The 8,783-nt window shown below is 70.4% G+C and carries 3 protein-coding genes and 1 pseudogene; all 4 read right to left on the reverse strand.

Annotation, left to right across the window (positions count from 1 at the left end; all coding sequences use genetic code 11):
- A pseudogene (locus Z052_RS07075) lies at positions 1-1,148 on the reverse strand (S9 family peptidase); the annotation flags it as partial.
- Between the two features lie 167 nt (positions 1,149-1,315).
- Entirely contained in the window at positions 1,316-2,683 is a 1,368-nt protein-coding gene (locus tag Z052_RS07080) for an MFS transporter (protein WP_099288926.1), read from the reverse strand.
- A 203-nt stretch (positions 2,684-2,886) separates the two neighbouring features.
- Complete coding sequence (locus Z052_RS07085) at positions 2,887-5,772, reverse strand: exodeoxyribonuclease V subunit beta (protein ID WP_094519494.1); 2,886 nt, start codon at positions 5,770-5,772, stop codon at positions 2,887-2,889.
- Complete coding sequence (locus tag Z052_RS07090; protein ID WP_094519493.1) at positions 5,769-8,351, reverse strand: PD-(D/E)XK nuclease family protein; 2,583 nt, start codon at positions 8,349-8,351, stop codon at positions 5,769-5,771. The genes Z052_RS07085 and Z052_RS07090 overlap by 4 nt, the downstream gene beginning before the upstream one ends.
- Positions 8,352-8,783: the final 432 nt, after the last annotated feature.

An 8,783-nucleotide genomic window follows, 5' to 3' on the forward strand; every position in this document is an offset into this window, starting at 1 on the left:
GCGACGACCGCGCTCGGCGCGTCCGTCCGGTGACCGGCGAAGACGACACGGTCGCCGTCGGACCGGACCGAGGCCGGACGGAAGGAGCTGTACGGGAGGCCCGGGTCGACGAGGTCGCCCGTCTCCGGATCGAGCAGGCGCAGGCTCGGGTCGCCGCCCTCGGTGACCAGCGTGGCGATCCGCCCGTCGCCGAGGAACGCGAACGTCGACACGCCGAGGGTCCACATCGGCACGCCGAACGCCGCCGGCATCTCGCGGAGGACCTCCGCGTCCGATGTCGTCGGGAGCGCGACGCCGGCGCCGCGCTCCCCCTCCTCGGTCCCGGACGCGACCGGGAACCGATAGAGGTTCCACCAGCCGGTGGGGTCGGCCGCCGCGTGGAGGACGCCGTCGGGCGACCACTTCGGCGAGACGACCGACTCGTCGGCGCCGCCCGCGACGACGCGCTCGTCGCGGATGTCGCCCGTCTCGTTGACCGCGCCGACGACGAGTTCGGTCCCATCCCACGGCATGTTCGGGTGATCCCACCGCAGGTACGCGATCCGGTCCCCGCCCGGGGCCGGCCGCGGCGCCGCGTAGAAGTCGTGCCCGTCCGCGACGACGACCGGGTCCGAGATGCCGGTCTCCGGAGCCGGGTCGGGTGACAGCGGGAAGCGGACCAGCTCGTTCCGGGGCTCCTCGTCGGTGCCGGGTCCGACGTGACGCTCGCGGACGGCATAGACCGTCTCCCCGTCCGGAGCGAGCCGCATGTCGGCGTAACGGTGGGCCATCGGCTCCGGCGGCACCGGCGTGACCGGGGTCGGTTCCGCGTCGCCCCCGGCAGCGCTCCCGTCCGCGGGCAGTCGGTAGAGCCGCTGGTCGTCCATGCTCGCCGCGAGCACCGTCCCGTCCGCGACGAGCACGTCGCCGCCCCCGTACTGGTGGACGAGCGTGCGCACGTCGAGTTCCTCCGACGTCACTTCTGTCGGATCGGCGTCGCGGTCGTCGACCGGGGCGCGACAGACGACGCCGCGACCGCCCTCGGACGGGCGGCGTTCGATCCAGTAGACGTGGTCTCCGTCGGTCTCGACGGACGCGAACGACCTGACGTCGGCGGCGACGTCCTCCGGGGCGACCGGCGACGGCCACTCGCCGTACGGTGTCGGCATGGGATCGACGAGCGTCGCCGCTCCAATAAACCTACGCGAGCCGGCCACCCGAGCCACCGGGCGGGGTCCGGCGCCGGGGTCTGTGGTCGCCCGCGCCGGGGTCGATGGCCGCCCGCGCCGGGGTCGATGGCCGCCCGCGCCCGGTTCCCGATCCGGGGCGTCTCGCTTCACGCGTACGCCTCGAACTCCTTGCCGAACGCGAGGAAGTAGCCGGTGCCGACGAGCCCGACGACGGCCGCGACGGTGAACGCGACCTCGGGGCTGACGAAGTCCCACAGGTACCCCCCGACCGCCGCGCTCGGGATCACGACCGTGTTCCGGAGGAGGTAGTACGTCCCGGTGACGCGGCCGCCGGCCCCCTGCTCCGCCGGGCCGACGATGAGCGCCTTGTGCGACGGCAGGCCCGCGAACCGCAGCCCCGAGAACGCGAAGACGGCGATCATCACGGCCGACAGTGGCAGCGCCGACCCCGCGAGGGCCGGCGCGTAGATCAGTACGACCGGGAAGAGGGCGTACACCGCGAACCCGACCGCGACGACCGGCTTGAGGCCGATGCGCTCCGCGAGCCGCGAAGCGGGGACCATGATCAACAGCGCGACGAGCATCTCGACGCCGAGAAGGTAGCCGAAGAACGCCTGCGGCGAGAGGTCCACGTCGTACGCGAACCCGCCCAGCGCGACGGTCGCGTCGAGGCCGACTTGGAAGAACTGCGTGACGACGAGGACGAAGAACACGTACACCATCCCGTTCGCGAACCGGACGAGCGTGTCGCCGACGAGCAGCGGCCGGAGCGGCGCCGGCATCTCCCGCAGGTCGCGCCGGACCCGGTCGAGCCCCGCGAACGAGTCGCCGAAGGAGTCGCCGCTCGCGTCGTAGAGGACGTGCTGGACGAGCGTGCCGAGGACGCCGAAGGCGACCGCGACCGCGAGGACGAACTGGAAGCTGACGGTGAACTCCGTGCGGAGTCCGATGAGGACGGCGGCCAGCACGGGTCCGACGAGGAACGCCGTCCGCCGGAACGTCTCCGTGCTGGCGAACCCGGCGGCCAGTCGCGAGGGGTCGGTCGCCTGCTTCACGACGGCGAACGTCGCGCCGAGCCCGAACGACTTCCACGCCTGCGCGAGGACCAGTCCGACGAAGATCCAGACCCACGGCTCCACGATGAGTCCGCCCACCGCGATCGGGCCGACCCCGGGCGCGACCAGCCAGACGAGGAAGCCGAGCGTCGACAGCAGCCCGAAGAGGGTGAGCGCGTACCGCGAGCCGATACGGTCCGAGACGGCGCCGCCCGGGTACGGGTAGATCGCCGAGATAACGTTGCCGAACGTGCCGAAGAGCCCGACGACGAACCCGGACGCCCCGAGCCTGACCATGTACTCCGGGAGGTACCGGTTCGTCATCTGGAACCCCAAGCTGAACGCGAACATCGCGATCGACAGCACGAACACGTCGCGCTCCAGCGCGAAGAGTCGCCGAAACCCGTCCAGCGCCCCGGAATCCGCCTCTGCGTCCGCGTCGTCGCCGCCGGCGCTCACGGGGGCGCCCCCGGTGTTCCGGAGCGGTCGCGGTCGTCGACGCCGGCGCGGGTCGGTCCTGCCTCGGGGAGCGCCATACGCGTCGTGCGGTTCGCGTCGACAAAAATTCCACCCCGTCACGGGGCCGGCGCGAGACGGTCACTCACCTCGGGTGGCGCCGGCGAGGGAGCAAGTCGGGAGCGCCAGTCGGACCGGTCGGGGCCTCACCCGGACGGCGACTCGGTCGCTCGAACGAGCGCGCGCAGCTCCTCGACGGCGAGTGGCTCGACCCGCTCGCGCGTCCCATCGCTCGTGTAGAATAGGCTCGTTTCGACCGCTTTCTCGGCGAACCACTCGTCGAGGACGTGGTAGTAGACGCTGAGCTGCTTCTGGTACTCTGCCCGCGCGCGCCGCGTCGAGTCCGTCTTGTAATCGACGACCGCGACCCGGTCGTCGGTCACGTGAACGAGGTCCGCGATCCCCGAGACCGTGACGCGGCGGCCGTCGACCTCGAGCGGGAGCGTCACCGGCTCCTCGACGTACCGCTCGCCCGACAGCCCGTCGAGTAGGTCGACGACTCGCCGCTCGTGGTCGTTCGACGGCGTCACGTCGTCGCCGAGCGCGTACGCCTCCGCAAAGTCGTGGACCCGAGAGCCGAAGTCCATGCCGCGAGTCTCGGGCGCCGCCTCGGCGCCCGCCTCCGACCGCTCGTCCGCCGCCTCGAACACGGTCTCGTCCATCAGCGAGTGTGGGCTGTGACCGATCGGGCCGTCAGGCGCCGTCACCGAGAACGGCAGTTCCGCGTCGGCGGGCTCCTCGCGGTCGAGCGACTCGACCGCTGGTTCGATCTCTTCGACGGCGACGGGAAGCTCCTCGAGGAACGTGTTCGGGTCCTCGCCGGCCGCGAACACGACGTGGCTCTCCGCGCGCGTGACCGCGACGTAGAGCAGCCGGCGTTCCTCGTCGTACGCCCGCGGTAGGCAGCGCCGGATCACGTCGTGCCGCCAGTTGTCGTACACGTGCGGGTGGGCCCGCTCCGCCGAGTACACCTTCTGCTGTCGGAGCCCCACCGGGTCCCGGTACTCGATGACGCTCGATCCGCCGGCTCGAGGCGGGAAGCGCCCCGCGTTCATGTTCGCCATGACGACGATCGGATACTCCAACCCCTTCGCGGCGTGAATCGTCTGGACGGTCACCGCGTCGTCGCCCGCGGACGCGGCGACGTCGACCGTGCTGCCGGTCTCGACGCCGCGCTCCATGAACCGGATCAGCTCGCCGCGAGTCGCCGTCGTCGCGTCGTGGACCGACTGGACCGTGTGGAGGAGCACGTCCGCCGCGTCGCCCGCGAAGCCGTAGCGGTCGAGGACGCGGCGGGCGACCGCGCCGACCGACTCCAGATCGTGGAGCCCGTCGCGGAACGCCGCCGGGTCGTCAGGGTACGACCCCGTCTCCAGGAAGCGACCGATCTCGTCGAACGCGTACCCGGCCCGTTCGAGGACCACCGCCCAGCCGCGGTCGGCGTCGGTTTCGAGGATCCGAAGCCACGCGAGCAGCAGTTTCGCCGGATCCGTCCGGAACAGTTCGATCCCGCCGTCGTAGGCCATCGGGAAGTCGTACTCGTCGGCGGCGCCGAGGAGTTCCCGCCCGTAGTCCCGGGTCCGGGTGAACACCGCGATATCCCCGTACTCCGGCGGTCGCGGTTCGCCGTCCGCCCCCTCGACGGCGTAGTCGTCGTTGCCGACGATCGCCTGAACCTTCGAGAGGACCGCCTCGTGTTCGTCCTCGTGGCGGATTCCCTCGACGACCGTGTTGTCGAAGGGAGCGTTCGAGGAGAGCCCGACGACGTCGTCGGGGTCGACCGCGACGGTATCTCCGCTCGCAGCCGGCGCCGCGATCGCCCGCTCCGAGAGGTCGATGACCGACGCCGTCGACCGGTAGTTCTCCCGCAGTTCGATCCGGATCGGGTCGGTCGCGTCGAACGGGACCCGGTCGGCGTCGTCGTTGAGTTCGGCGGCGAACCGCTCTAGCCGCGCTTCGAACTCGGTGACGTTGCGCACGTCCGCGTACTGGAACGAGTAGATGCTCTGCTTCCAGTCGCCGACGGCGCAGAAGTTCTCGGTCCCGGACAGAAGCAGCGCGAGCTTGAACTGGAGCTCACTCGTGTCCTGAAACTCGTCGACCATGACGTACTCGAACTGCGCCGCCTCGCGGGCGCGCTCGTCCTCGCAGAGGAGGACGAACGCGAACAGCTGGAGGAAGCTGAAGGATAGGTAGTTGCGGCGCAGCGCAAATCGCAGGTACTCGAAGTACACGTCGCGGACGAACGCCTTGAGCCCGTCGCGGTCCTCGTCGAAGACCACGCGCGCCACGTCGTCGTCGAGGCGCTTCGTCCCGCGGCCGCCGCGCAGCTCCGACTTCGACGGGGCGTCCGAGCGGTACGTCTTGTGGCGGCCGAAGTCGCTCAGGTCCTCGCGCAGCGCCGACTGTTTCCGGCCGTCGTTCCGGGGTCGGTTCGCCGCGTCGAACCGCGCTCTGAACGCCTCGAAGTCGCCGTCGAGGTATGATTCGCCGCCCCGATACCACCCGTCGGCAGTGGGGAAGATCCCCTTCGACGCGAGCTCTCCGATCAGGTCGAGCAGCTCGCCCGGTTCGGCGAGCGCGCGGTAAAACGCCGCGTGTTCCGGGTGGTCGTCGCGGAAGCCGCCGAAGAACTCGCGGAACCGCTCGGCCTCGATCAGCTCGTCTTCGAGGATCCGCGTCGACCCCGTGATCCGCTCGTCGAGGCCGAGGTGTGTCGGCGCGGCGTACCCGTGCTCCTGAAGCAGTTCGTGGCAGTGCGAGTGGAACGTCCGGATCGGGGCGTCGGCCAGCTCCCGCAGGCCGTACGCGCTGTGGTCGACGATCCGCTCTCGCATCTCGGTCGCGGCGCTCCGCGTGAACGTCGCCAGCAGCACGTCGTCCGGTTCCACGTCCGGCCGGTCGACGATCCGTCCGTAGCGCCGGGTGACGGCGAACGTCTTCCCCGTCCCGGGACCGGCGTCGACCAGGTGCGTCCCCGCCGTGCTCTCGATGAGCTCTCGCTGGGCCTCGTTCGGCGCCGGCTCGCTCATCGGTCCCCCTCCAACAGCAGGTCGCGGTTGTCCACGCGCCGGTAGTTCGGCTCGCCGGCGAGCCCGTCGACCGGGAACCGCTCCTCGCCGGCGCGCCGGGCGTTGAGTTCGTCGAGGCGCTCGTCGACGAACGCCTCGAAGGCGTCGAGGTCCTCGCGGAAGAAGGCCCGCCTGCGGGCGCCGTTGAGCTCTCGGATCGCCTGGTCCGCGCCCTTCTCGGCGTCGACGGCCGCGGACGTTTCCGCGTCGACCGCGGCGGTGAACCGCTCGGCGAACTCGGAGTCGCGGAGTTCGCCCTTGTCGGTCGTCTCGGGGAACGTCAGCGGGGCCACAACCTGCTCGTAGGCCGAGTAGCCGAGGTCCTCGAACGTCTCCCGACAGTCGGTGTAGCCGTCGAGGAGCCGCTCGTACGCATCCCGGGAGCCGACGTACTCGTCGAATGCGACCGGGTGGTAGGTGACCGTCGTGAGCGCGTCGCCGAGGTCGGCGTCGCCCGCGATCACGTCGGCCATCGGCTCGAGGAAGTGGAAGAACGTGAACTCCAGCCGCTCATTCGGACGGACCGACCGGTAGTACGTCAGGTACAGCGCCGCCTGAAAGTTCGGCGCGTCCGCCGGCGGGTCGACCGCCGCGTCGCCGACGACCTGTGCGGTGCGCTTCTTGCGTCCGCTCTTGTAATCGAGCAGCGCGGTCGGTGCCCGCACGAGGTCGATCTTCCCCTTCACGCCGAGGGCATCGTCCTCGAACCAGCGCTCGGTGAGCGGCGAGTCGACCGGCTCGTCGAAGTGTTCCGCGAAGAAATTGGTTCCCCACCCCGACGCCGCCGTGAGGAAGTCGTCCGACTCCGGCCCCTCCTCGTCGAGATACTCCGCGATCAGCTCCAGTCCGATGCGGTACTTCCGGCGGCGGAGGGGCTCGTCGGCGGCCGAGGAGAACGCCTCGGTCTCCGCGAGCATGGCGTCGACGAGGGCGTCGGTGTCGGCCGCGGCGACCGCCTCGGGGTGGTTCACGTAGAACTCCGCGAAGTCGTGGAAGAGGGTCCCCTCGACGAACCGTTCCCGATCCGGAGTGTCGAGGAGCCGCCCGAAGAGGTAGTCCCGGGGGCTGTTGACGTAGCTATTCAGGGTCGACTGGCTGACCCTCCCGACCGTCTCGGGGTCCACTCCGGTCGGTTCACGGTCGAAGCCCGCGCCCGTCGACCGCGGTCGCGGCCGGTGTTCGACCGAGTCGAGGTCGCTGAACCGCTCGAACTCCTCGTCGAGGAGGTCGCCGAGGTACAGGCACGGAGTGACCGGCTCCCCGCCGGCCGCGTCTTGAACGAGGTAGTACCGTCGGTCACCGCTCTGGAGCAGGCGCTGGAAGTCGCCGACGTAGCGCGCGAACTGGGTCTCGGTGTCCACCCACGGCCGCTGGGGCGCCGAGTGCGTCCACTCCTCTCCCATTCCGAGGTGGAAGACGACGGGGCGGTCGACGTACGCGGAGGACTTCGCGTCGGCGAGGAGGACGCCCTCGTTCTCCCTGTCGACGGGGACCTCGTAGGTCTGGAGGTAGTAGGCGAGTCGGTCGACCGCGCCGGCGGTCACTTGCGCGTCGGCGAGCCCCAGGTTCCGCAGCTCCTCGTCGAGCCGGTCCAGTTCGACGCCGGCCTCGGTCGCGTAGGCGTCGAGCGCCGCCGCGAACGTCCGGTCGCCGACGCCGTCGCGGAACGTCCGCAGCCACTCCGTGGCGGGGTGGTCGACGGCCGCCAACCGCCGCTCCCGGTCCGCGGTCGGGACGTCCATCCCCAGTTGCGCGAGGATCGGGGCGGCGTCGCCGACGGTCGCGTCGCTCCCCCGGAAACAGAGCCGGAGGAGCCGGACGAACGTCCGGTGGTGCGGGTCGTCCGCGAACCCCGGCCCGCCGTAAAAGGGGATGCCCGCGGCCTCGAACGCGGACTCGACGAGCGAGGAGTACTTCCCGCCGCCGTCGAGGACGACGGCGACGCGGTCCGCATTGTGCGCCGTGATCGTATCGCGGAGCGCGGCGACGATGTCGGTCGCCGACTCGAAGACGTGGAAGGGCGGGGGGTCGAACGCCTCCCCGCTGAAGAGGTCGACGCGATCGAACGCCTCCGGGAGGACGCCGCGCTCCAGTTCGGTCAGCTGGTCGTACCCGACGACGGCGACGGACCCACCGTCGTCGATCGCGTACTCCGTGAGCCGCTTCGAGGTCGTCCGCAGCGTCCGCATGACTTCGACGACCTCGCGGGTCGCGTCGTCGACGTAGGCGTCGTACTCTAAGACCGCGCCGAGCCGGCCGGTGTGTTCCCAACACTGGAGGACGTTCCCGACGGCGTACGCGACCGCCTTCCAGTCGTGGTCGGTCTGTCGGACGATCTCGAGGAACGCCCGGCGGTCCTCCGCCTGCTCGCGGCGACCGGCCGCGAGGCGGCGCGGCGTGGTCGCGAACGTTCCGAAGTGCGGGCGGTCGAGGCGGCGGTTGATCGCGCTCGCGAGCGGGGCGTCGGGCGTCACGACGAGGTCGTAGTCCCGGACCTCCGCGTAGAGCGACGCCGCGTCTTTCGCGCTCCGAATAGGCACGACTATCGGGAGCCGGACGAGTCACAAAAAGATAGCGGGGACGCCGATCGGTTCGCCGAGTCCGGAAGCATCCGGAGGCGCCGTTGTGCGACGTATTCAACTCCGATCAGACGATCGATCGACGGCTTCCGAAGCTTGAGGACGCGGGGCTCGTGGACCGCTACGACCCGCAGGGGGACAGTCGTATCACGATCGCGGTCGAGTCTCCCTCATTGGCGAACGCGACGAGAGCACCTCGAAGCCGACTGAGTCCGGTTCCCGTCGCTACTCGACACCGAGCTCGCGAGCGGCGGCCGAAATTGTGAGTCTCGTGTGCGCTCCGCACCGTCTCTAGTAACCGGCAACCGATCGGAACGGTAAGCGAGTGACGCCAGTGTTAGAAGACGCAAGGAGAATACCCGCGCCTTTAGGTCTGTCTCTTACCCATAACTC

Origin of the sequence: Halorubrum sp. C191 (genome assembly GCF_002727095.1) — an archaeon.
Classification (GTDB): domain Archaea; phylum Halobacteriota; class Halobacteria; order Halobacteriales; family Haloferacaceae; genus Halorubrum; species Halorubrum ezzemoulense.

Excerpts from the sequence above, each read along its gene's own strand:
- Z052_RS07085 (WP_094519494.1), bottom strand. The coding sequence starts at position 5,772 with ATGAGCGAGCCGGCGCCGAACGAGGCCCAGCGAGAGCTCATCGAGAGC.